Source organism: Streptomyces sp. NPDC049597, from assembly GCF_040675505.1.
GTDB lineage: Bacteria > Actinomycetota > Actinomycetes > Streptomycetales > Streptomycetaceae > Streptomyces.
This window is the reverse complement of sequence record NZ_JBFAOY010000001.1, coordinates 42021-64923: the sequence shown is the minus strand read 5'-3', so window position 1 is coordinate 64923 and position 22903 is coordinate 42021. Positions and strand designations below refer to the sequence as shown.

Sequence of the window (22903 nt, the reverse complement as noted above, 5' to 3'; positions counted from 1 at the left end):
CCCGGGGCGAGGACCCCGAGGGCCAGGACTCCCGGGGGCCAAGACCCCCTGTCAGGAGGCGTAGATCGCTTCGATCTCGTCCGCGAAGTCCTTCGCCACCACATTCCGCTTCAGCTTCAGCGACGGCGTGATGTGCCCCGCCTCCTCCGTGAACTGCGCCCCCAGCACACGGAACTTCCGCACCGACTCCGCCTTCGACACGGCCGCGTTGCCGTCGTCCACCGCCCTCTGGAGCTCCGCCAGCAGGTCCGCGTCGTCCCGCAGCGTCGCCGCCGTCGAACCGGCCGGCTTGCCGTGGTCGGCGGCCCAGCGGGCCAGGAACTCCTCGTCGATGGTGACCAGCGCGCCCACGAACGGGCGGCCGTCGCCCACGACCATGCACTCCGCGACCAGCGCGTGCGCCCGGATGCGGTCCTCTATCACCGCCGGGGCGACGTTCTTGCCGCCCGCGGTGACCAGGATCTCCTTCTTGCGGCCCGTGATCGCGAGGTAGCCGTCCTCGTCGAGGGTGCCGATGTCGCCCGTGTGGAACCAGCCGTCCGCCAGCGCCTCCGCCGTGGCCGCCTCGTTGTTCCAGTAGCCCGAGAAGACGTGTTCGCCGTGCAGCAGCACCTCGCCGTCGTCCGCGATCCGGACGACGGAACCGGGCAGCGGCTGACCGACCGTGCCGATCTTCTGCCGGTCCCACGGGTTGAACGCGGTCGCCGCGCACGACTCGGTCAGGCCGTAGCCCTCGAGCACCGTGAAGCCGATGCCGCGGAAGAAGTGTCCGAGCCGCTCGCCCAGCGGCGCCCCGCCGGAGATCGCGTACTCCCCGCGTCCGCCCAGCACCGCGCGCAGCTTGCTGAAGACGAGCCTGTCGAAGACCTTGTGCTTGATCCGCAGGCCGACCGAGGGGCCCGAGGGCGTCGCCAGCGCGCGGCTGTACGCGATCGCCGTCTGCGCCGCCTTGTCGAAGATCTTGCCCTTGCCGTCGGCCTGCGCCTTGGCGCGCGCCGAGTTGTAGACCTTCTCGAACACGCGCGGCACGCCCAGGATCAGCGTCGGCCGGAAGGAGGCCAGCTCGTCGGTGAGGTTCTTGATGTCCGGCACGCAGCCGAGCTTGATCGGGGCCATCACGGAGGCCACCTCGACCAGCCGGCCGAAGACGTGCGCGGCGGGCAGGAACAGCAGCACCGAGCACTCACCCGTACGGAACAGCGGCTTCAGCCGCTCCACCACGTTCCCGCACTCGGCGAAGAACGCGCGGTGCGTGAGCACACAGCCCTTGGGGCGGCCGGTGGTGCCCGAGGTGTAGACGATGGTCGCCGGGTCGTCCGCCTTCGCGGTCGCGCTGCGCTCCACGACCACGTCGTCGGAGACGTCCGCGCCGGCCGCGGTCAGCTCGTCGACCGCGCCCTTCTCGATCTGCCAGACGTGCCGCAGCTCCGGCAGCGATCCGCGTACCGACTCGACGGCGGCGGCGTGCGCGTCGCTCTCGACCACGACCGCGACCGCGCCGGAGTCGCCGAGGATCCACTGGACCTGCTCGGGGGAACTGGTCTCGTACACCGGCACGGTGACCGCGCCCGCGCTCCAGATGGCGAAGTCCAGCTGCACCCACTCGTACCGGGTGCGGGACATCAGCGCCACGCGGTCGCCGGGCCGGATGCCGGCGGCGATCAGGCCCTTGGCGGCGGCCACGACCTCGGCCAGGAACCGGGTGGCGGTGACGTCCGTCCACGCGCCTGCGACCTTGCGGCCCATGACCGCGACGTCGGGGTGCTGCGCGGCATTGCGGCGGATGAGATCCGTCAGATTGCCGTCCGTGGGGACCTCGTACAGGGCCGGAAGGCTGAACTCGCGCAAGACTGCTGCTCCTCGTCGGGCGCCGGTGCCACGGCTCTGTGTGATGCACCGGCTGCGGTCCAAGATCGGGCAGGTGCTCGTGGGGGGCGAGCACGACTGGACTGCCCGGACGTTACCCACCAGTACGCAGTTCCCGATAGGGGTTCCCGGCCAATGTTCCCTGCGTCACACGTCAATGGCTGGACACCGGGCAGACTATTCCACTTCGCCCATGACCCGGAAGCAACCGCAGGTCCGACCGCCTCTACCCGCGTCCCGCAGGGGGCTCTAGGGTGATCGTCATGCGAGGCATGCGAGTCAACGTGGTCAGCGACGTGCACGGCAATGCCAGAGATCTCGCCACCGCGGGTGACGGAGCCGACGCGCTCGTCTGTCTGGGCGACCTGGTGCTCTTCCTCGACTACGCCGACCACTCGCGTGGCATCTTCCCCGACCTCTTCGGTGTCGAGAACGCCGACCTCATCGTCGAACTGCGCACCGCCCGCCGCTTCGACGAGGCCCGCGACCTGGGCCGAAGGCTCTGGGCCGAACTCGGCATCGACCGCGAGAGCGCCATCGAGTCCGCGGTGCGCCGCCAGTACGCCGACCTCTTCGCGGCCTTCCCCACGCCGACGTACGCCACGTACGGGAACGTCGACATCCCCGCCCTGTGGCCGGAGTTCGCCCGGCCCGGCACCACCGTCCTCGACGGCGAGCGCGTCGAGATCGGCGGCCGCGTCTTCGGCTTCGTCGGCGGGGGACTGCGCTCCCCGATGCGCACCCCGTACGAGATCTCCGACGAGGAGTACGCCGCCAAGGTCGAGGCCCTGGGCGAGGTCGACGTCCTCTGCTCCCACATCCCGCCCGACGTTCCCGAGCTGACGTACGACACCGTCGCCCGCCGCTTCGAACGCGGCAGCCGGGCCCTGCTCGCGGCGATCAGGCGCACCCGCCCCCGCTACGCCCTCTTCGGCCACGTCCACCAGCCGCTCGCCCGCCGGATGCGGATCGGGGTGACGGAGTGCGTGAACGTCGGGCACTTCGCGTCCACCGGCCGGCCCTGGTCGCTGACCTGGTGAGCGGCCGGCGAGCCGGTGCGCCCGCACCGCGCGGCATGCCCCCGGCCACCGGCCGGGCCCGCCGCCGCCGGGCGTTCCGCTCGCGATAGCCTGCTCACACCACACCACCCCGGTCATCACGCACTGTTGAGGAGCCGCAGCGATGGCGGAACACACCAGCTCGAGCATCACGATCGATGCGGCGCCGGCCGATGTCATGGGCGTGATCTCCGACTTCGCGCGCTACCCCGAGTGGACCGGCGAGGTGAAGGAGGCCGAGGTGCTCGCCACCGACGCCGAAGGCCGCGCCGAGCAGGTCCGCCTCGTCCTCGACGCGGGCGCGATCAAGGACGACCACACCCTCGCGTACACCTGGCACGGCGAGAACGAGGTCAGCTGGACCCTGGTGAAGTCGCAGATGCTGCGCTCCATCGACGGCTCGTACAGCCTCGCCCCCGTCGGCGGCGGCGACCGCACCGAGGTCACCTACCAGCTCACCGTCGACGTCAAGATCCCGATGCTCGGCATGATCAAGCGCAAGGCCGAGAAGGTCATCATCGACCGAGCCCTGGCCGGCCTGAAGAAGCGCGTCGAGAGCGGCGCGGGAGCCTGATGCACCGGGTCCTCGTCACCGGGCTCGGCGGCGCGGGCCGCACCACCGTCGCAGCGGCCACGGCCCTCGCAGCGGCCGCGACGGGCCGCCGCACGCTCCTGCTGTCCGCGGAGGCGGACGCCGTCCTCGGTGTCCCGGTCACCGGCACGCCGGCCCGTCCGGATCGGATCGCCGACGGACTGTGGGCGGGCCTCGTCGACGCGGGCGCCGACTTCCGCGCCGAGTTCCTCGACCTCCAGAAACGCGCCTCGGCCGGACTCGACCTGCTGGGTGCGGCACGGCTGGAGGACGAGGAGCTCACCGAGCTTCCCGGCAGCGAGCAGTTCGCACTGCTGCGGGCCCTGACCGTCGCCTCCCGCGGCGACTGGGACGTCCTCGTCCTCGACATGCCGCCGCTGCGCGAGACCATCGCGCTGCTCGCCCTGCCCGAGCAGCTGCGCCGCTACCTGCGCCGCCTGCTGCCCGCCGAACGGCAGGCCGCCCGCGCCCTGCGCCCCATGCTCGCCCAGCTCGCCGGCGTGCCCATGCCCGCGCAGTGGCTGTACGAGACCGCCGAGCGCTGGGACAGCGAACTGGCCGGCGTCCAGTCCGTGATCGAGTCCGGGAACACCGCCCTCACCCTCGTCGCCGAGCCGGGTCCCGCGGCCGCGGACGCCCTGCGCACCGCACGCGCCGGACTGGGCCTGTTCGGCCACCGTGTCGGGACGGTCGTGGCCAACCGCTGCGTCCCCGAAGGCTCCGAGGACCCGTTCGTGGCCTCGCTCGGCGCCCAGCAGGAGCGGTGCCGGCAGGAATGGCTGAGCGCCTGGACACCGGCCGCCTCGGTCTGCCTGCTGCCCCACCTCGGCCGGGACCCGCGCGGCCTCGACGACCTCGCACGCCTGCAGAAGGAGGCGAACTGCTGCTCCTTCGAGCACCACTTCGCCGACGACCCGGAGGGCTACGGCCTCGACGGACTCGTGACGGCCCTGCACGGCGACCGGGAGGGACCCCGGCCGGGCCCGGGGCGGGTGGAGAACGTGCACGAGGAGGCCGTGCGCCGGCACGAGGAGATCGCCTCGCTCGCGGACACCGACAACATCTGGCACGGCCGGAACGGCAGGATCCCGAAGGAGCCGCGGCCCGGTCCCGCGGCGGACGACGGCACGCTGGTCTGGCACCTCGACCTGCCCGGCGCCGTCAAGGAGCAGCTCACCCTCGTACGCCGCGGGGATGAACTCCTGATCACCGTCGGACCGTTCCGCCGGATCCTGCCGCTGCCGTCCGCGCTGCGCCGCTGCACGGTGGCGGGCGCGGGACTCAGGGACGGCACCCTGAGCGTGCGGTTCACGCCGGACCCCGCCCTGTGGCCGCGGGGACGCTGAACGCCGTACCGCCGTTCGGGTAACGTCGAGTACACGAAGCCCTCAGCCCTGCCGCAGGAGTACGCCATGAGCGATGCCACCGAGCGTCCCGACGCCGACGCCGACGCCTGGGCAACGGCGTGCGAGGAGGACCTCAAGGCCGAGCAGGCCCGCCGCAGCGCGCAGTACGGGGCGCCGCCCGGTTCCGCGGCCGAGGAGCTCCGCAAACTCTTCGACGTCGTCGCCGACAAGGTCACCGCCTTCCAGACGTCGCTGCCCGGCATGGCCGCGCAGAACGCCGTACAGCAGTTCGTGAACCAGGCGAAGGCCGCCGTCGAGCCCGTCATCGAGCGAAACCCGCAGGTCTTCGACCATCTGGCGGCCGCCGGGGGCGAGCTCCTCGCCGCCTATCGCTCCGCCGTGGAGAACCAGGAGCGCCGCTGGACCCAGCGCTCCCACACCGCCAAGGACACCGACGACCCCCGCGACGACGGCCCCGGGCCGAGCGAGCACATCGACCTGGACTGACCGGCGTGTGCCCGCCCTCGGGTACGGTTGGCCGTAGCGGGGCTCGACCGAATACTGAGGGACACATGGGACTCACCATCGGCGTCGACATCGGCGGCACGAAGATCGCGGCGGGCGTGGTCGACGAAGACGGCGCCATTCTCGAGACGCACACCGTGCCCACCCCGTCGACTCCCGAGGGCATCGTGGACGCGATCTGCGCGGCCGTCGCGGGAGCCGGCCGGGGGCACGACATAGAGGCCGTCGGCATCGGTGCGGCCGGATACGTCGACGACAAGCGCGCCACCGTTCTGTTCGCGCCCAACATCCACTGGCGCCACGAACCCCTGAAGGACAAGGTCGAACAGCGTGTCGGCCTTCCCGTCGTCGTCGAGAACGACGCCAACGCGGCGGCCTGGGGCGAGTACCGCTTCGGCGCCGGTCAGGGCCACGAGGACGTCATCTGCATCACCCTCGGCACCGGCCTCGGCGGCGGCATCATCATCGGCAACAAGCTGCGCCGCGGGCGTTTCGGCGTCGCCGCGGAGTTCGGCCACATCCGCGTCGTCCCCGACGGTCTGCTGTGCGGCTGCGGCAGCCAGGGCTGCTGGGAGCAGTACGCGTCCGGTCGCGCTCTCGTGCGCTACGCGAAGCAGCGCGCCAACGCCACCCCGGAGAACGCGACCGTCCTGCTCGGTCTCGGCGACGGCACGATCGAGGGCATCGAGGGCAAGCACATCAGCCAGGCCGCGCGGCAGGGCTGCCCCGTCGCCGTCGACTCCTTCCGTGAGCTGGCGCGCTGGGCGGGAGCGGGTCTGGCCGACCTGGCCTCGCTGTTCGACCCGTCGGCCTTCATCGTCGGCGGCGGTGTCTCGGACGAGGGCGACCTGGTGCTCGACCCGATCCGCAAGTCCTTCCGCCGCTGGCTCATCGGCGGCCAGTGGCGTCCGCACGCCCAGGTCCTCGCCGCTCAACTGGGCGGCAAGGCGGGCCTGGTGGGCGCGGCCGACCTGGCCCGCCAGGGCTGAGCCCGTACGGCCGTGTGCCCGTCGCGTCCTCGTGGGATTGCGGCGGGCACCGTCGTATCTTGACCGCATGGCCACCAGCATGCTGCCCGCCCTTCCCAACTCCCGCACCGAACCGGACGGTTCGGCCGTGATCCGGGTGCTGAGCTACAACATCCGGTCGATGCGCGACGACGAGGAGGCACTGGCCCGGGTCATCCGCGCCTGTGCACCGGACCTCGTCCTCGTCCAGGAGGCCCCGCGGTTCTTCCGCTGGCGCAAGCACGCGGCGCGGCTCGCCGCCATGACGGATCTCGTGACGCTGTCCGGCGGCGCGACGGCCGCCGGGCCGCTGCTGCTGTGCTCGCTGCGGGCGACCGTGGAACGCACCGAGGACGTCCTGCTGCCGCTGACCCGCGGCCAGCACCGGCGAGGCTTCGCCACGGCGGTCGTCCGGTTCGCGGGGGCCCGGCTGGGGGTGGTCAGCTGCCACCTGAGCCTGCAGACGGACGAGCGCTACGCCCAGGCGGGGATGCTGCTGGACCGGCTGGCCGCGATGGGAACGCCGCACGCGGTCGCCGCGGGCGACATCAACGAACGCCCCGGCGGCCGGAGCTTCGGCCGCCTCGCCGGCTCGCTGCAGGACTGCTGGGCGGTGCACCCCTGGGGCGACGAACACACGTCGACGCCGGCGGATCCGCACCAGCGGATCGACGCGATCTTCGCGACGCGGGGGGTGGAGGTGCTGGGCTGCGGTGTCCCGCGGGGCCTGCCGGGCGTGACGGACGCGGACCTCCGGGCGGCCTCGGACCACCTCCCGGTCCTGGCGGCGCTGCGGGTGCCGGCGTCGTAGGTCCGGAGGAGCGCTGCGGGTGGGCCGGCCGCTGCGCGGAGCCGTTTCCCCACCCCGCCCCATCCCGTAACCGGGGGCGCCGCCCCCGGCCCCGGCGGCTCAAGCGCCGACGGGGCTGATTTCGCTGCGCGAAATCAGCCCTCCGGCGCTTGAGGACACCGCGCGAAGTGCGGTACCGGGTCCGGGCGGAGCCCGGTTACGGGGAAGGGCGGGGTGGGGAAACATCCGCCGCAGGCGCCACCGCCCCACGCCCCGCCGCCGCGCGCAGCGTCACCGGACGTGCCGACGGCGACGCGTCACACCACCGCGCCCCGCCCCGGATCCTCGTCATCGTCGTCGTCGCCCGACGACATCCGCGCCACCAGCGTCACGAACCCGCCCAGAAAGCCTCCGACGCACAGCGTCGTCAGCCACCACGTCATGTCCCACTGCAGCAGGACCGCCACGAGCATCAGCACCGGGCCGCCCACCACCGCCAGCCACGCGAACTTCGCCGTGACGTCCGCCTCCGGAAGCGGCGGCGGCTCCGGCGGGACGAAGTGGCCCTCGTCGCTCTCGTCGAAGTCGTCGTCGCTCGGCTCGGAGACCTGGTAGTCGCGCGGGCCACCTCCTCCGACCCCCGGCGCGAACGTGATCGAGCTGCCCAGCGCGGGCTTGTCGTCGGCGGAGTCCTCCGGCGGCCGTGACGACGGCGACTCGTTCACCCCGCTCTCCAGGCCCGCCAGGTCCTCGACGGACTTGAAGGGCTTGGCGCCCGGCGGGTCCGCCGGCTCCTCGCCGTACCCGGCGACGATGGCCGCCCACGCGGCCTCCTCGTCTATCGGCTGCGGCTCGCGGTCCGCATCGTGCTGCTCAGCCACCGGTCGTGCTCCCTCCCAGGGACTCCGTCGCGGGGGACCCCGTGGTCCCGGCCTCCGGAGCGAGCCGGCCGATGAACGCGTAACTCTCCTCGAAGATCCGCTCCGCATCATGGTCCAACGTCGCCACGTGGTAGCTCTGTTCCAGCAGGATCTCCGTGACGTCGATCGACGAGACGCGGCTCAGGATCCGCGCCGAGTCCGCGGCCGGCACCACATGGTCGTCGGGGCTGTGCATCAGCAGCAGCGGCTGCGTGACCTGCGGCAGCTCGCCGTCCACGAGCTGGAAGAACTGCCGGACCGAGTGCGCGGCGTGCAGCGGCACCCGGTCGTACCCCACCTCCACCACGCCCGGCTTCGCGATGTCGCTGGTCAGGCCCTTCGTGGACGGTACGAGGTGGCGCACCACGGGCAGCAGCGACGCCATCGCGCCGTGCACCTTGTTCGCCGGGTTGACCAGCGCGATGCCCCGGACGGCGTCCCCGTGCTTGGCGGCCAGGCGCAGGGTGAGCGCGCCGCCCATCGAGAGGCCGAAGACGAAGACGCGGCCGCACCGCTCCAGCAGGGAGCGCAGCTCGCGGTCCACCTCCGCGTACCAGTCCTGCCAGCCGGTCACCTGCATGTCCTGCCAGCGTGTGCCGTGCCCCGGCAGCAGCGGCAGGGACACCGTGAGCCCCCGCTCCGCCAGATACTCGGCCCAGGGGCGCAGCGACTGCGGGCACCCGGTGAATCCGTGACAGAGGAGGACGCCGACCTCGCCGCCTTCGTGGCGGAAAGGCTCGGCTCCAGGAAGGACCGGCACCGGGGTCTCCTGTTCGTGAGGTGTGCACATGAGTGGGACGAGGGGCGCGTGTGAGGCCCGAAGGTCTACTTCACGGTACGCGACCGGACCGACACCGACCAGGGCCGTCACCGTGCGAGCGGCGCCGGAACGGCGGGGGGAGGGGTCGCCACGGGTTAAGGTCTGTTCGAGAGCACACGGGAGGATTTCGAGTTGATCTACGGAGCCATGAAGTTCTCCATCGGGGGATCGCTGAAGCTCGCCTTCAGGCCCTGGGTGGAGGGCCTGGAGAACATTCCGGCCGAGGGCCCCGCGATCCTCGCGAGCAACCACTTGTCCTTCTCGGACTCGTTCTTCCTTCCCGCCGTGCTCGACCGCAAGGTCACCTTCATCGCCAAGGCGGAGTACTTCACCTCGCCCGGCGTCAAGGGCAGGCTGACCGCCGCCTTCTTCAAGGGCGTCGGCCAGCTCCCCGTCGACCGCTCAGGCGCCCGCGGTGCGGGCGAGGCGGCGATCAAGGCCGGGATCGACGTCATCGAGTCCGGCGGTCTGTTCGGCATCTACCCGGAGGGCACCCGCTCCCCGGACGGCCGGCTCTACCGCGGCAAGCCCGGCGGGCTCGCCCGCGTGGCGCTGGCGACCGGCGCGCCCGTGATCCCCGTCGCGATGATCGACACGGAGAAGATCCAGCCGCCCGGCAAGATCGTTCCCAAGCTGATGCGCCCGGGCATCCGGATCGGCAGGCCGCTGGACTTCAGCCGGTACCACGGCATGGACGGCGACCGCTTCATCCTGCGCTCGGTGACCGACGAGGTCATGTACGAGATCATGAAGCTGTCCGGCCAGGAGTACGTCGACATCTACGCGACGGCCGCCAAGCGGCAGATCGCCGACGCGGAGAAGGCCGAGAAGGCCGCCAGGGCCGAGGCGGAGAAGGCCGAGAAGGCGCGGCGTCCGGCGGCCTAGCCGACCGGACGCTGCTTCGGGGGGTGGGGGAGATGGCCGGGCGCGAGCGCGTCGTACGGATGTCGGTCGAGCTGCCGCTGTGGCGTGCGCTGGCCGGCTACCGCGTCCTGACGATGGTCTACGCGGTGCTGCTGTTCGTGTTCCAGCAGGACAAGTTCGAGCGTCCCGCCGTCGCGGTCGGCTTCCTCGCCGTGATGGTCGTCTGGACCCTCGCCACCCTGCCCAAGGTGTCCAACGCGGCCCGCTGCACGCGCGGATTCCTGATCGCGGATCTCACCCTGGCGCTGACCGGCATCCTGCTCACCCCGCTGGCCGACGCACAGGCTCAGACGCAGGACGGCCCCACGCTGCCGTCGATATGGACGGCGGGCTCCGTCCTCGCCTTCGCCATCAAGGGCGGCTGGCGCTGGGCCGGTTTCGCCTCCTCGCTGGTCGCCGTGGCCAACATCATCGAGCGCGGCGAGCCCAGCCGGGACACCTTCCACAACGTGCTGCTCGTCTGGGTCGCCTCCATCGCCATCGGCTACGTCGTCGAGGTCGCCCGCGCCTCCGAGCGCACCCTCGCCCGCGCCCTGGAGATCGAGGCCGCGACCCGTGAGCGCGAACGGCTGGCACGCGACATCCACGACAGCGTGCTGCAGGTGCTGGCGATGGTGCAGCGGCGCGGGACCGCGCTCGGCGGCGAGGCCGCGGAGCTCGGCCGGATGGCGGGTGAGCAGGAGGTCGCCCTGCGCAGCCTGGTCGCGGGCGGGCTGCTCCCGACGCCGCGTTCCGTGGCGGACGGGACGGCGGCGAAGGCGAGCGCCGGTCCCGCATCCGACGCGGCGCCGGGCGACGCCCGCACCGCCCTGGCAGGCCGCCTCCCCGAGGACCCGGACGAGCCGTGCGACGTGCGGACGCTGCTCGCTTCCTTCGTGAGCTCGCGCGTGACGCTCTCGGAGCCGGGCGCCCCGGTGCTGCTTCCCGCCCACGCGGCGGCGGAGGTGGCGGCAGCCGCGGGCGCCGCTCTGGACAATGTGCGCCGGCACGCCGGCGCGGACGCCCAGGCGTGGATCCTGGTCGAGGACTGGCCGGACGAGGTGATCGTCACGGTCCGGGACGACGGCCCCGGCATCCCCGAGGGCAGGCTCGCGCAGGCCGAGGGGGAGGGGCGGATGGGAGTGGCCCTGTCCATCCGCGGCCGGCTGCGGGACCTGGGCGGATCGGCCGAACTGGTCACGGTCCCGGGGCAGGGCACGGAAGTCGAGTTGAGAATCCCACGGGGGAAGGCGGAGAGATGACCGGAGAGCAGCCGATCAAGGTGATGGTCGTCGACGACCATCCGATGTGGCGGGACGCGGTCGCACGCGATCTGGCGGCGGCCGGGTTCGACGTGGTCGCCACGGCCGGGGACGGCGCGCAGGCCGTGCGCCGCGCCAAGGCCGCCGCTCCCGACGTCCTCGTCCTCGACCTCAACCTGCCCGAGCTGCCCGGCGTACAGGTGTGCAAGGAGCTCGTCGCGGCACTGCCCGGGCTGCGGGTGCTGGTGCTGTCCGCGAGCGGAGAGCACGCCGACGTCCTCGAGGCGGTCAAGTCCGGCGCCACCGGCTACCTGCTGAAGTCGGCGAGCACCGAGGAGCTGACGGACGCCGTGGGCCGCACCGCCGCGGGCGACCCCGTCTTCACGCCGGGCCTCGCCGGCCTCGTCCTCGGCGAGTACCGCCGCCTCGCCTCCGAGCCCGCCCCCTCACTGAGCGCCGACGCCCCGAAGGCCCCGCAGCTGACCGACCGGGAGACCGAGGTGCTCAGGCTGGTCGCCAAGGGGCTGTCGTACAAGCAGATCGCCGAACGCCTCGTCATCTCGCACCGCACGGTGCAGAACCACGTGCAGAACACCCTCGGCAAGCTCCAGTTGCACAACCGCGTGGAGCTCGTGCGGTACGCGATCGAGGCCGGTCTCGACGACGCCTGAGTCACCGTCACCCTCCGCCGTGGTACCCGTACGAGTGAATGCCCGTGCTCAAGGTCCCCGAGAAGCCCGGGAATTGACCGTTCGCCCCATCCCTGAGTGACCTGGATCACCATTAGCGTGACGGTCCTAGGGCCCATCCCAGGCGAAGGGAAGTTCCATGCGTGTCGGAGTACTGACCGGAGGCGGCGACTGCCCCGGCCTCAACGCGGTCATCCGCGGCCTCGTCCGCAAGGGCGTCCAGGAGTACGCGTACGAGTTCGTCGGCTACCGCGACGGCTGGCGCGGACCGCTCGAAGGCGATCTCATCCCGCTCGACATCCCCTCCGTCCGGGGCATCCTGCCCCGCGGCGGCACCGTCCTCGGCTCTTCGCGCACCAACCCGCTCAAGGAGGAGAGCGGCATCCGCCGTATCAAGGAGAACCTCGCCAAGCACGAGGTCGACGCGCTCGTCGCGATCGGCGGCGAGGACACGCTCGGCGTCGCGGCCCGGCTGTACGAGGAGTACGGCGTCAAGTGCGTCGGCGTGCCCAAGACCATCGACAACGACCTGTCCGCCACCGACTACACCTTCGGGTTCGACACGGCCGTCGGCATCGCCACCGAGGCCATCGACCGGCTGCACACCACGGCCGAATCCCACATGCGCGTCCTGGTGGTCGAGGTGATGGGCCGGCACGCGGGCTGGATCGCCCTGCACTCCGGACTCGCCGGCGGGGCGAACGTCATCCTCATCCCCGAGCAGCGCTTCGACGTCGACCAGGTCTGCGCCTGGGTGACCTCGCGCTTCCGGGCCAGTTACGCCCCCATCGTGGTCGTCGCCGAGGGCGCCATGCCCAAGGACGGCGACGCGGTCCTCAAGGACGGCACGCTCGACTCCTTCGGCCACGTCCGGCTCTCCGGCGTGGGGGAGTGGCTGGCGAAGGAGATCGAGAGCCGTACGGGCAAGGAGGCCCGCACCACGGTCCTCGGCCACGTCCAGCGCGGCGGCACCCCGAGCGCCTTCGACCGCTGGCTCGCCACCCGGTTCGGGCTGCACGCCATCGACGCGGTGCGGGACGGGGACTACGGAAAGATGGTCGCGCTGCGCGGCACCGACATCGTGCGGGTGCCGATCGCCGAGGCGACCGCCAAGCTCAAGACGGTTGACCCGGCGCTCTACGAGGAGGTCGGCGTCTTCTTCGGCTGAGCCCCGCCGGGCCGGGCGCCGCGAGGACGGACACGTCCCCGCGGCGCCGCCGGCCGCTCATACCAGGCGCGCCGGGTGGGCGGGGCGGGCCGGGACCGCCGAGAGAAGTTCGGTGACGAGGGAGACGCCGTCGAGCGTCAGCACCGACTCCGGATGGAACTGCACCGACGCGAACCGCGGTCCTCGCAGGGCGTGCACGTCCCCCGTCGCCGTGTCCCTGGCGACCTCCACCCCGCGGTCCGCGAGCAGGGCCGCCGCGCCCGCCGCGTCGCAGCGCGCGGTGAAGCTGTTGTAGAAGCCGACCGTCTCCTGCCGTCCGTAGAAGTCGATCCGTTCCTGAGCGCCCTGGTACGGCTCGTCCTTGCGGACGATGTCCAGACCCAGCTCGGCCGCGATCAGCTCGTGCCCGAGGCACACCCCGAGCAGGAAGGTGTGGTCCGAAGGACCTCGATGAGGGGCGGTGGTCGGGCGAGGGGCGGGCCCGCCCCGGTGCCCGCGCAGCAGATCGGCGGTGAGCCGGCGCAGCAGCCGCATCTTCGGGTCGGCGGCGTCGGCGGGATCACCGGGGCCCGGCCCCAGCACCACCGGCCCCGCGTGAGCGAGCGCCCGCTCCCGCAGGCCCGGCTCGTCGTACCGGCGCACCGACACCTCCAGGCCCGACGAACGCAGCAGGTGCGCCAGCATCGACGTGAACGTGTCCTCGCCGTCCACGACCAGGGCGTGCCCGGACAGCCGCGCGGAGCGTGCCCGAGTGCCGCGAGCAGGGGAGATCCCCTCCTGCATCCGCAGCCAGAACGGCGCCAGGTCCGCCCGCCGGGCGTCCAGCGCCGCCCTTACGCGCGGGTCGTCGGCGAGCCGGGGCCGCGCGGCCGGTTCCTCGGCGCGTCCCGGCACCGCCCCCAGGGCGGCCAGCACGGCCGCCGCCTTGGCGTGCGTCTCGGCCACCTCGCCCAGCGGGTCCGAGTGCCGCACGAGCGTGGCCCCGACCGGGACCCGCAGAGCTCCCTGCGGGTCGATGTCGGCGGTGCGGATCAGGATCGGCGAGTCGAGGGTCTGCGCGCCCGTCCCGTCCCGGCCGATCAGCGCCAGCGCGCCCGCGTAGTACCCGCGGCCGCCCACTTCGTGGCGCTCGATGACCCGGCACGCGTTCTGCACCGGCGAACCCGTGACCGTCGCCGCGAACATCGTCTCCTTCAGCACCTCGCGCACATCGAGGGAGGAACGCCCCCGCAACTCGTACTCGGTATGGGCGAGATGGGCCATCTCCTTGAGCCGCGGCCCCACGACGACACCGCCCATGTCGCCGACGGTGCACATCATCTTCAGCTCCTCGTCGACGACCATCGACAGCTCCTCGCGCTCCTTGCGGTCGTCGAGGAAGGCGAGCAGCGCCTCGGCGCTCGGGCCCTCGGGCGGATACCGGAACGTGCCGCTGATCGGATTCATCACGACCGTCCCGCCCGCCCCGCTCCCACCACCACCCTCAAACGAGAGCGCTTCGCGCTCGCCCCCCTCGCCGGTCATCCGCACATGCACCTCCGGACTCGCGCCCACCAGGGTCCGGGTGCCCGTGTGGACGACGAAGGTCCAGTACGCGCCCCGCTCACCGGCCAGCAGACGCCGGAACAGGGCCAGGGCGTCGGCGCGCGAGAAGCCGGGGATCCGTCCGGTGAAGGTGCGGCGGATCACGAAGTTCGCGCCCTGGCCCTGCCCGATCTCGTCCTGGATCACGCGGCGCACGATGTCCGCGTACTCCTCGTCGCCGACGTCGAAGGCCTCGCCCTCGACCCGTACGGAGTGCGCGGGGAGCGCCGCCAGGACCTCCTCCAGCGCGAACTCGTGGCTCTCGTCGGCGACCAGCACGGTGAGCGGCGTCCCGTCGTCGCGTACGTCGAAGCCGCGTTCCGCGATCTGCCGGAAGGGGACCAGCGCGAGTGCGGGGCGCTCGCCCCCGGGGAGGTGGGCGAGGCGCTCGACGTCGTGGACGTCCCCGATCAGCACCTCGACGGTGCGGTGGTCGCGACCGGGCGTACGGCGGTGCAGCAGGGCGAACGGCGGGCAGTCGTCGTCCAGGAGCCGGCTGACGAGGCTGTCGGTCATGCGGGGGTTCCTTCCGGGTGGGAGAGGAACGGCCGCTGGTCCGCAAACGCCGAAGGCCGCCCCTCGGGCGGCCTTCTCGATCCGGTGCTGCGCGCGATCAGGAGGTGGGCCGCCGATGTGCGGTCCACCACCAGTTCTGGATCTGCTGCGCGAACATGACGCCGACCCTAACGCATCCGCCCGCGGCGCCGCGGCTCGTCCCACGATGAGGACGGCCGCCGCGCCGCGGGCGGAGGTGCCTGCGGATGGCGTACGGGTCAGACCAGCAGGTTGTAGATCTGCCAGCCGTTGCCGACCGCCGAACGGGCGGCGAACGGGGCGGCCGGGTCGCCGGTGCCCCGGTAGAACCACAGGGCGCCGGAGGGCTCACGGCCCACCATGTCGGCGATGCCGTCCTTGTTCAGGTCCCCGGTGGCGTTCAGCGTGTTGAACATGTTCCAGCCGCCGCCGACCTTGACGCGTGCCGCGAACGGAGCGGCCGCGTTGCCCGTGCCCTTGTAGAACCACAGGTAACCGGACTTGTCCCGGCCGACCGCGTCGGCCTTGCCGTCCTTGTTCAGGTCCCCGGTGGCGATGAGCAGGCTGTAGGTCTGCCAGCCGTCGCCCACCTTGGTGCGAGGGGCGAAGGGAGCGGACGGCGTACCGGTGCCCTTGTAGAACCACAGGGCGCCGGTGGGCTCACGGCCCACCATGTCGCTGATGCCGTCGCCGTCGAGGTCCTTCGACCCGACGAGCATGTTGAACATGTTCCAGCCGGGTCCGACCTTGATGCGGGCCTGGAACGGCTGGTTCTTGTTGCCGCTGCCCTTGTAGTACCAGAGGTAGCCCGAGCTGTCCCGGGCGACCATGTCACCGGTGCCGTCGGCGCGGAGCGGGCCGAGGTCGGTGATCGCGGTGTAGCCCTGCCAGCCGCCGCCGATCCGGTAGCGGGAGTAGAAGGGCGGCGAGGTGCTGCCCGTGCCCTGGTACTGGTACAGCGAGCCGCCGGAGTCACGGCCCAGCAGGTTGAAGCGGGTGGTGCCGGCGTCGGGAGCGGTGGGCGCGGCCTCGGTGACCTCGGTCGACCTCACCCAGGCCAGGCGGTGGTTGTAGCGGATCGGGATGTAGATGTCCGTCTTGCCGACGACCCGGACCTGCGAGGAACCGAAGTAGTCGTCACCGAGGACCGCGTCGCCCGCCTTCGCGTACGCCTGGCCGGTCGCGACCGTGTACTTGGACAGGTAGTCGGGGTTGTCCGTCGGGGCCGTCTGACCGGTACCGGAGTAGGCCGACGCCTCGGGGAAGGACCGCCCGTACAGCTTGGCCCCGGTGATGGGCTTCACGAGCGTTCCACCGGTGACAGGCGCCGTGTACTGGCCGCCGGGGTTGCGGAACCACGCCTTCTTTCCGGCGTACCAGATCGCGGTCCAGTCGTTCTGCGCATCGGCGACGACGTAGGTGCCGCCGGCGACGACCTTGTTCGCCCAGTTCGGTCCTTCGGACCACAGGTACGTGGGGAAGTAGGGGTCGGTGATCGTGGCCGAGGACGTGGACGGCGACGTGTAGAGGTAGAGGAAGTTCGACGGGCGGGGGTCGACCGGCTTGGACGCGCCGCCGTAGGTCAGCGTGGGCTGGTTCGCCGTGGTGAACGGCGGCACGACACGCACCAGCTGGCCGGCCTTGAGCGGTCCGCCCGCGCCGCCGGCGCCGGTGGGCGCGCCCAGCAGCGACATGTAGTGGTTCCAGTCCCAGTACGGACCGGCGTCCCAGTGCATGCCGGCGACCTTGGCGTCCAGCTGTCCCGGCACCTCGTCGTGGCCGATGATGTGCTCACGGTCGATCGGGACGCCGTACTTGCCCGCCAGGAACTTCACCAGGGCCGCGGAGGACTCGTACTGGGGCTCGGTGTACCAGCTGCCCGCCTTGATGGCGTAGCCCTCGTGCTCGACGCCGATGTCGTGCATGTTCGCGGTCCAGTTGCCCGCGTGCCAGGCGATGTTCTTGTTCTCGACCATCTGGGTGACCAGACCGTCGGAGGCACGGATCAGGTAGTGCGCACTGCCCCTGGCCGTGGAGCTCTGGAAAGCGCTGATGGTGCCGGCGTAGCTGCCCTCGGTGTCGTGGACGACGATCCGGCGGACGTCGAAGCCGTTCGCCGGGCGGCTCGCCAGCGTGTAGTTGCGCTGGCCGGTGCTCGGGACCTCGGCAGGGATGTAGTTGCAGTTCAGGCCGGCCGGGCACTCGGGCGTCGGAGTCGCCGTCGTGCTCACGGTCGTCGCCAGCGGCAGCTTCGACGGCTTGACCGGATTCACGGTCGGGTCGGCCGGCAGAGTGACCTGCTGGCCGTCCGTCGTGAGCCTCTGCTCACCCTTCCGGATCGACTCGAAGACGCGCTTCGCGAACAGGTCGGCGCCCTTCTTGTCGGGCGACTGGCTGTAGCGCGCCACAGCCGCGTACCACTCGTCGGCCTCCTCGGGCAGGTCGCCCGTGGCCTCCTTCTGGTACTCGGCGAGCAGCGCGGCGCCCGCCCGGATGCTCTCGCCGGCGTCCGCCTTCACGGACTCCTCGGAGCTGTCGATCAGCTCGGCGGCCTCATCCAGCGTGTGCAGACGGGGGTCGTCGGTGTCGACCGTCTCCTTCGGCAGGGCCGCCAGCGCCTTCTCGGCGTCGAAGGTCTTCTCGATCTCCGGGTTGCCGCTCGCGTTCAGGTGCGCCAGGCGCTCCTTGTCGTCGTGCTGCTCGACGTCCCCCGGCTGGACACTGGTCAGCCCCATGACGTTGTACGCGCCGGTGACGCTCGGCTCGCCGCGGTGCGACTCCCAGCGCGTCTGACGGTACGAGACCGCCATCAGCACGCTCTGGGGAACGTCGAACTCCTCGGCGGCCTGCGCGAACTCCGCCTGCAGCTGTCCCCCCGGTGCCGCTGCCGCCGTGTCGCCGCCTCCGCCCAGCAGATCCGGCGACGCGACGGCGACCGTGCCGGCGACGGCCGACGCCACGACGGCGGCGGCCACTCCGTACAGGATCGATCGCTTCTTACGGTTTCTCCGATGTCTCGGATTCACGCCCCACCCCAGTTCAAGGCCCACCCCTGCGGGCTCGGAAGTGACGGCGACCGCGGCTCCCCGCCGGGTCGCAAGCGCTTGAGGCTAACACCGGGGCATGACAACGATGGCCCAGGGGTGGCGTCTCATCTGCTGAGCGGCGACATGGACAGCGCTCACGACCCCGTACTGTTGACGGCGTGACCGTGAACGCTAAGACCACCGCTAGCGGTGGCAACACCTGGCGAAACCTGCCCGCGGCGCAGCAGCCCGAGTACCCCGATGCCGAGGCTCTGCGCGATGTGATCGCGGACCTCGAGTCGTATCCGCCGCTCGTCTTCGCGGGCGAGTGCGACCAGCTGCGCGCCCGGATGGGAGCCGTCGCCAAGGGCGAGGCGTTCCTGCTCCAGGGTGGCGACTGCGCCGAGGCCTTCGACGCCGTGTCCGCCGACCACATCCGTAACAAGCTCAAGACCCTGCTCCAGATGGGCGCCGTGCTGACGTACGCCGCCTCCGTGCCGGTCGTCAAGGTCGGCCGGATCGCCGGCCAGTACTCCAAGCCGCGCTCCAAGCCGACCGAGACCCGCGACGGTGTCACCCTGCCCACCTACCGGGGCGACTCCGTCAACGGCTTCGACTTCACCGAGGCGGCCCGGGTCCCGGACCCGGAGCGGCTCAAGCGCATGTACCAGGCGTCCGCGTCGACGCTGAACCTGGTGCGCGCCTTCACCACCGGCGGCTACGCCGACCTGCGCCAGGTGCACGCCTGGAACCAGGACTTCGTGAAGTCGTCGCCGTCGGGTCAGCGCTACGAGCAGCTCGCCCGCGAGATCGACAACGCGCTGAACTTCATGAAGGCGTGCGGCACCGACCCGGCGGAATTCCGCACGGTCGAGTTCTACGCCTCCCACGAGGCGCTGCTGCTGGACTACGAGTCGGCGCTGACCAGGGTCGACTCCCGGACGGGACAGCTGTACGACACCTCGGGCCACATGGTCTGGATCGGTGAGCGCACCCGCCAGCTGGACGGGGCGCACATCGAGTTCGCGTCGAAGATCCGCAACCCGATCGGCATCAAGCTCGGCCCGACGACGACGGTCGACGAGGCGCTGACGTACATCGACCGCCTGGACCCGGAGCGCGAGCCCGGCCGGCTGACGTTCATCGTCCGCATGGGCGCCGACAAGGTCCGCGACAAGCTCCCGGAGCTGGTCGAGAAGGTGACCGCGTCGGGCGCGACCGTGGCCTGGGTGACCGACCCGATGCACGGCAACACCTTCGAGGCGGCGTCCGGCCACAAGACCCGCCGCTTCGACGACGTGCTCGACGAGGTCAAGGGCTTCTTCGAGGTGCACAAGGCGCTCGGCACCCACCCGGGCGGCATCCATGTCGAGCTCACCGGTGACGACGTCACCGAGTGCGTGGGCGGCGGCGACGAGATCTTCGTCGACGACCTGCACCAGCGCTACGAGACGGCCTGCGACCCGCGGCTCAACCGCAGCCAGTCCCTGGACCTGGCGTTCCTGGTGGCGGAGATGTACCGCGACCAGTAGTGACGGCCCGAAGACGGTGGGGCGCGGATCGATGTGATCCGCGCCCCACCGTCGTATCCCGGGCTTTTGCGACCCGCGGGCGGCGGGTAAGGTTAGGTTAGCCTCACCGATCAATCGGGATGGCAGTCCTTATCGATCCCGTCGATCTCCCGGGAGGTGAACCGCGTGTACGTCTGCTCGTGCTTCGGCATAACGGAGAAGCAGGTCAAGGAACACGCGGAGGCCGGTGCCTGCACCCCCCGCCAGATAGCGTCCGTGTCCAAGGCCGGGACGGACTGCGGTTCGTGCGTGCGCCGGATCCAGGGGCTGCTCGGCCGCGGGGCGTGCCCCCGCCGCGAGCTGCTGGAGAACGGCAGCAGTGCCGCCGTGCTGGCCGCCGATCCGGCGCCCGGGACCCGTCCCGCTCTCGACGAGGCCGCCTGAGCCTGCCGGGCCCGCGCCCGGGGGCGCGCGGAGGCGGGACTCAGCTGTCCGGCTGCTCGATCAGCTGGGCGATGTAAAGCGCCTCGCCGAGCTTCTCGACCAGCTCCAGCTGGGTGTCGAGGTAGTCGATGTGGTGTTCCTCGTCCGCGAGGATCGACTCGAAGATGTTCGCCGAGGTGATGTCGCCCTTGGTGCGCATGACCTCGATGCCCCGCCTGAGGCGGTCGATCGCCTCCACCTCGACCTGCCGGTCGGCCTGGAACATCTCGGTGACCGACTGCCCGATCCGTACGTGGAACAGGCGCTGGTAGTTCGGCAGGCCCTCCAGGAAGAGGATGCGGTCGGTGAGGACCTCGGCGTGCTTCATCTCGTCGAAGGACTCGGCCCGGGTGTACTTGGCGAGCTTCGTCCAACCGAAGTTCTCCTGCATCTTCGCATGCAGGAAGTACTGGTTGATCGCGGTCAATTCGGCAGTCAGCTGCTCGTTGAGAAACTCGATGACCTCGGGGTCGCCCTGCATCGCAGAGGCTCCTTCCGCGCGTATGACTGGCAGGTGCGCGCATCCTTGCACCGTGGCAGGGGGCCGTCCAGTAAGTGCCTCCTTAGTAGGAGTTGCCCGAATCGGCCCAGACCTGGTCATGACCACCCCTCCCGGTCTGTCACCATTGGAGGCATGGGTCAGCCGGAGAGCCGGGAATACCGCGCACCAGAGGAGTCCGAGCTTCCGCCGGGGCAGCGACTGCAGCGCGGCTGGCCGGTCACCCACTACGGCCCCGTCCCCAAGTTCAAGCCGGACCGCTGGGAGTTCAGGGTCTTCGGCGCCACCGCGGACGGCGACAAGCACTGCTGGAACCACGAGGAGTTCTCGGCGCTGCCCTTCTCCACCGTCGTGGGCGATCTGCACTGCGTGACGAAGTTCAGCATGGTGGCGGCCGAATGGGGGGGTGTGCCGGCCCGTACGATCGTGGAGCTCGCCCCGCCGGCGCCTGCCGTCACCCATGTCATGGTCTGGGCCGAGTACGGCTTCAGCGCGAATCTGCGGCTGTCCGACTTCGTCGCGGAACGCACGATCTTCGCCACGCACAAGGACGGTGAGCTCCTCACCGCCGAACACGGCTTCCCGCTGCGGCTCGTCGTGCCGCACCTGTACGCCTGGAAGGGGCCCAAATGGGTCCGCGGCGTGGAGTACATGACCGCCGACCGCCGCGGCTTCTGGGAGGAGCGCGGCTACCACAACGTCGGCGACCCCTGGAAGGAGCAGCGCTACTCCTACCAGGAGGAACCGGGAGACGGCCCCGAGTTCTGAGGACTCCGGGCTGCGGGGGCGGCGGCGTCAGTGGTGGTACTGGTGGACCACCGCGTGACCCTTGCCCCGGCCGATCATCCACTTGTTCACGGGCGTCGTGACCAGGAAGGCGATCAGGAACGCGAAGGCGAGCGCGCCCCAGAACAGTCCGTCCGCCAGGTGGGCGTCCATCGCGCCGGGCACCAGCAGCAGGACGCCGTTGTCGACGACCTCCATGACGGTGATGGACAGCGTGTCGGCGGCCAGCGCCACGCCGATCGCGGTCTTCAGGCCCACGCCCGCGCGCACCACGGCCCACAGGGTGAGTGAGTAGCCGAAGAAGAAGGCCAGGACGATGGCCAGCGCCATGGTGGGGGCGTTGCCCCAGCCCAGGGCGGTGCCGATGATCATGCCGAGCACCTCGCCGATGGCGCACCCCGTCAGGCAGTGCAGCGTGGCCTTGGCCGCCATGGACCAGCTGACCTTGCCGCCGCCGTGGTGGGAGTGGGCGGGGTGGTCGTGCCCGGGGTGGGCGGCGTGGTCGTGGTGGCCGCCGTGCGGAGCCGGGGCGGCCCGGTCGTGGGCCGCGTGGTCGTGCCCTGTGTGCTGTGCGTGCGTCTCGTGCTGCATGGCGATGCCCCCAACGTCAGGTAGCGGTTCCTGCCGACAGCAAGAACCGTATACCCCCCAGGGGTATTCCTCAATGGCTCGCCGAAGATCCGTCAGCGGAGTTTCTTCAGCAGTGCCACGTCCGCCGCGTGCCCCTCCTTGCCGCCCGGTGTCTCGATGATCAGCGGGACGCCCTCGGTGGCGGGATGGGCCATGAGCTCGCGGAACGGCTCCTCGCCGATGTGTCCCGCGCCGATGTTCGCGTGACGGTCCCTGTGCGCCCCCACCACGTCCTTCGAGTCATTGGCATGGATCAGCTTCAGCCGGCCCTCCCCGACCGTCGCGACGAGCTCGTCCAGCGTCCGCGCCACACCCTGCGGGGCGGCCAGATCGTGCCCCGCCGCGAAGATGTGGCAGGTGTCCAGGCAGATCCCCAGCCGGGGGTGTGCGTCGAGCGCCTCGAAGTAGGGCCCGAAGTCCGAGGCCAGGTAGCAGAGCGACGAACCCTGGCCCGCCGTGGACTCCAGCAGCAGACACGGGTCGTCCTCGTGCGTCAGCTCGTCCAGCAGCGGCAGCATCCGCTCCCGCACCTGCGCCAGGGCCACCTCGCGGCTGCGTCCCCCGGTCGCCGAACCCGTGTGCACGACGACACCCGGGGCACCGATCTGCCGCGCCCGGCGCAGCGAGTGACGCAGCGAGATCACCGACTGCTCGACGGTTGCCTCGGTGTGCGAGCCGAAATTGATCAGATACGGGGCGTGCACCCAGGCCGAGAGACCGTCGGCAACGCACTCCGCGCGGAACTTCTCGTCCTGCGCGGGATTTCCGACGGGCGTCGCCCAGCCCCGCGGATTGGCGACGAAGACCTGCACGGCCTCCGCCTCCAGTTCCCGCGCGTAGGCCAGGCCGGTCGTGGCCAGGCCGCCGGCCACCGGGACGTGGCCGCCGACGGGGTTGCGCATGA

General features: G+C 71.3%; 22 protein-coding genes. 13 read left to right on the top strand and 9 right to left on the bottom strand.

From position 1 onward, the window contains the following. Positions 1-51: 51 nt before the first annotated feature. Positions 52-1848, bottom strand: a complete 1797-nt coding sequence (locus tag AB0K02_RS00295; protein WP_365990083.1) for an AMP-dependent synthetase/ligase — start codon at positions 1846-1848, stop codon at positions 52-54. 302 nt (positions 1849-2150) lie between these two features. Here AB0K02_RS00295 and AB0K02_RS00290 point away from each other — a divergent pair, with 302 nt between their 5' ends. The 6 genes from AB0K02_RS00290 (at position 2151) to AB0K02_RS00265 (ending at position 7205) form a co-directional block, all read left to right on the top strand. Next, positions 2151-2906, top strand: a complete 756-nt coding sequence (locus tag AB0K02_RS00290) for a metallophosphoesterase (RefSeq protein ID WP_365990708.1) — start codon at positions 2151-2153, stop codon at positions 2904-2906. Positions 2907-3048: 142 nt separating this feature from the next. Further along, positions 3049-3498, top strand: coding sequence for an SRPBCC family protein (locus AB0K02_RS00285; RefSeq protein WP_365990082.1), 450 nt, complete (start codon positions 3049-3051; stop codon positions 3496-3498). After that, entirely contained in the window at positions 3498-4862 is a 1365-nt protein-coding gene (locus tag AB0K02_RS00280; RefSeq protein ID WP_365990081.1) for an ArsA-related P-loop ATPase, read from the top strand. The genes AB0K02_RS00285 and AB0K02_RS00280 overlap by 1 nt, the downstream gene beginning before the upstream one ends. Before the next feature lie 66 nt (positions 4863-4928). Continuing rightward, a complete protein-coding gene (locus tag AB0K02_RS00275; protein WP_365990080.1) occupies positions 4929-5369 on the top strand; it encodes a DUF5304 domain-containing protein in 441 nt (146 codons plus the stop codon). Between the two features lie 65 nt (positions 5370-5434). Next, positions 5435-6376 (top strand): ROK family glucokinase, encoded by a 942-nt coding sequence (locus AB0K02_RS00270; RefSeq protein ID WP_365990079.1) that lies wholly within the window; start codon positions 5435-5437, stop codon positions 6374-6376. Positions 6377-6443: 67 nt separating this feature from the next. Beyond that, positions 6444-7205 carry an endonuclease/exonuclease/phosphatase family protein gene (locus AB0K02_RS00265; protein ID WP_365990078.1) on the top strand — a complete coding sequence of 254 codons (762 nt, stop codon included), beginning with the start codon at positions 6444-6446 and terminating at the stop codon, positions 7203-7205. Positions 7206-7501: 296 nt separating this feature from the next. Here the strand turns inward: AB0K02_RS00265 and AB0K02_RS00260 are convergent, their stop codons facing one another. Both AB0K02_RS00260 and AB0K02_RS00255 read right to left on the bottom strand, forming a co-directional pair. Further along, positions 7502-8065, bottom strand: coding sequence for a hypothetical protein (locus tag AB0K02_RS00260; RefSeq protein ID WP_365990077.1), 564 nt, complete (start codon positions 8063-8065; stop codon positions 7502-7504). Then, positions 8058-8864 (bottom strand): alpha/beta fold hydrolase, encoded by an 807-nt coding sequence (locus AB0K02_RS00255; protein ID WP_365990076.1) that lies wholly within the window; start codon positions 8862-8864, stop codon positions 8058-8060. Before AB0K02_RS00255 ends, AB0K02_RS00260 begins: the two co-directional genes overlap by 8 nt. A 207-nt stretch (positions 8865-9071) precedes the next feature. Between AB0K02_RS00255 and AB0K02_RS00250 the strand changes: the two genes are divergently transcribed. The 4 genes from AB0K02_RS00250 (at position 9072) to AB0K02_RS00235 (ending at position 12946) form a co-directional block, all read left to right on the top strand. Continuing rightward, positions 9072-9809 carry a lysophospholipid acyltransferase family protein gene (locus AB0K02_RS00250; protein WP_365990707.1) on the top strand — a complete coding sequence of 246 codons (738 nt, stop codon included), beginning with the start codon at positions 9072-9074 and terminating at the stop codon, positions 9807-9809. A 32-nt stretch (positions 9810-9841) separates the two neighbouring features. Then, positions 9842-11089, top strand: coding sequence for a DUF5931 domain-containing protein (locus tag AB0K02_RS00245; protein WP_365990075.1), 1248 nt, complete (start codon positions 9842-9844; stop codon positions 11087-11089). After that, positions 11086-11760 (top strand): response regulator transcription factor, encoded by a 675-nt coding sequence (locus AB0K02_RS00240; protein ID WP_365990074.1) that lies wholly within the window; start codon positions 11086-11088, stop codon positions 11758-11760. The genes AB0K02_RS00245 and AB0K02_RS00240 overlap by 4 nt, the downstream gene beginning before the upstream one ends. A 157-nt stretch (positions 11761-11917) precedes the next feature. After that, positions 11918-12946 (top strand): 6-phosphofructokinase, encoded by a 1029-nt coding sequence (locus AB0K02_RS00235; RefSeq protein WP_365990073.1) that lies wholly within the window; start codon positions 11918-11920, stop codon positions 12944-12946. A gap of 57 nt (positions 12947-13003) precedes the next feature. On the opposite strand, the gene AB0K02_RS00230 is transcribed toward AB0K02_RS00235, so the two are convergent. The 3 genes from AB0K02_RS00230 to AB0K02_RS00220 form a co-directional block, all read right to left on the bottom strand. Further along, positions 13004-15046 carry an anthranilate synthase family protein gene (locus tag AB0K02_RS00230; protein WP_365990072.1) on the bottom strand — a complete coding sequence of 681 codons (2043 nt, stop codon included), beginning with the start codon at positions 15044-15046 and terminating at the stop codon, positions 13004-13006. A gap of 97 nt (positions 15047-15143) precedes the next feature. Beyond that, positions 15144-15203, bottom strand: coding sequence for a trp operon leader peptide (locus AB0K02_RS00225; protein ID WP_177152834.1), 60 nt, complete (start codon positions 15201-15203; stop codon positions 15144-15146). A 100-nt stretch (positions 15204-15303) separates the two neighbouring features. Then, positions 15304-18039: an N-acetylmuramoyl-L-alanine amidase gene (locus AB0K02_RS00220; RefSeq protein WP_365990071.1), complete on the bottom strand. Its 2736-nt coding sequence runs from the start codon at positions 18037-18039 to the stop codon at positions 15304-15306. 230 nt (positions 18040-18269) lie between these two features. Here AB0K02_RS00220 and AB0K02_RS00215 point away from each other — a divergent pair, with 230 nt between their 5' ends. Together AB0K02_RS00215 and AB0K02_RS00210 are read left to right on the top strand one after the other, a co-directional pair. Continuing rightward, positions 18270-19622, top strand: coding sequence for a class II 3-deoxy-7-phosphoheptulonate synthase (locus AB0K02_RS00215; protein ID WP_365990070.1), 1353 nt, complete (start codon positions 18270-18272; stop codon positions 19620-19622). A 165-nt stretch (positions 19623-19787) separates the two neighbouring features. Continuing rightward, on the top strand, positions 19788-20045 hold the full coding sequence (locus AB0K02_RS00210; protein ID WP_365990069.1) for a (2Fe-2S)-binding protein: 258 nt from the start codon (positions 19788-19790) through the stop codon (positions 20043-20045). A gap of 40 nt (positions 20046-20085) precedes the next feature. On the opposite strand, the gene bfr is transcribed toward AB0K02_RS00210, so the two are convergent. After that, complete coding sequence (gene bfr, locus AB0K02_RS00205; protein WP_365990068.1) at positions 20086-20565, bottom strand: bacterioferritin; 480 nt, start codon at positions 20563-20565, stop codon at positions 20086-20088. Between the two features lie 153 nt (positions 20566-20718). Between bfr and AB0K02_RS00200 the strand changes: the two genes are divergently transcribed. Next, the gene (locus tag AB0K02_RS00200) at positions 20719-21351 is read left to right on the top strand and encodes a sulfite oxidase-like oxidoreductase (RefSeq protein ID WP_365990067.1); all 633 of its coding nucleotides are present in this window, start codon (positions 20719-20721) and stop codon (positions 21349-21351) included. A gap of 27 nt (positions 21352-21378) precedes the next feature. Here AB0K02_RS00200 and AB0K02_RS00195 read toward each other — a convergent pair whose 3' ends face one another. Both AB0K02_RS00195 and AB0K02_RS00190 read right to left on the bottom strand, forming a co-directional pair. Next, complete coding sequence (locus tag AB0K02_RS00195) at positions 21379-21960, bottom strand: DUF4396 domain-containing protein (RefSeq protein WP_365990066.1); 582 nt, start codon at positions 21958-21960, stop codon at positions 21379-21381. Positions 21961-22052: 92 nt separating this feature from the next. After that, positions 22053-22901 (bottom strand): deoxyribonuclease IV, encoded by an 849-nt coding sequence (locus AB0K02_RS00190; protein WP_365990065.1) that lies wholly within the window; start codon positions 22899-22901, stop codon positions 22053-22055. Positions 22902-22903: the final 2 nt, after the last annotated feature.